The 557-nt window shown below is 57.3% G+C and carries 1 protein-coding gene; it reads left to right on the top strand.

The window, feature by feature from the left end; all coding sequences use genetic code 11:
• The coding region (locus tag EQY_RS0123730) for a cellulose synthase subunit BcsC-related outer membrane protein (protein WP_000295431.1) at positions 1-557 on the top strand (557 nt) is incomplete at its 5' end.

Raw genomic sequence — 557 nt, 5'->3', positions numbered from 1 at the left:
AAAATGTCGAAGATAACTGGCGCGTGCGCTGGATGACGGGCTATTACTATAAGGTCATCAACCAGAATAATCGCCGTGTGACCATTGGCCTGAACAATATGATCTGGCATTACGACAAAGACCTGAGTGGGTACTCACTCGGTCAGGGCGGTTACTACAGCCCGCAGGAATACCTGTCGTTTGCCATACCGGTGATGTGGCGTGAGCGGACGGAAAACTGGTCGTGGGAGCTGGGCGCGTCTGGCTCGTGGTCGCATTCGCGCACCAAAACCATGCCGCGTTATCCGCTGATGAACCTGATCCCGACGGACTGGAAAGAGGATGCCGCCAGCCAGACCAACGACGGCGGCAGCAGTCAGGGTTTTGGCTACACGGCGCGGGCGTTACTTGAGCGTCGGGTCACGTCCAACTGGTTTGTCGGCACGGCAATCGATATCCAGCAGGCGAAAGATTATGCGCCAAGCCATTTCCTGCTCTACGTGCGGTATTCCGCCGCCGGATGGCAGGGCGACATGGATTTACCGCCGCAGCCGCTGATACCTTACGCCGACTGGTAA

The sequence above is a fragment of the Escherichia sp. TW14182 genome, from assembly GCF_000208525.1.
Classification (GTDB): Bacteria; Pseudomonadota; Gammaproteobacteria; order Enterobacterales; family Enterobacteriaceae; genus Escherichia; species Escherichia ruysiae.
Note: the sequence above shows the minus strand (reverse complement) of the source record. Positions and strands in the feature narration are given on the sequence as shown.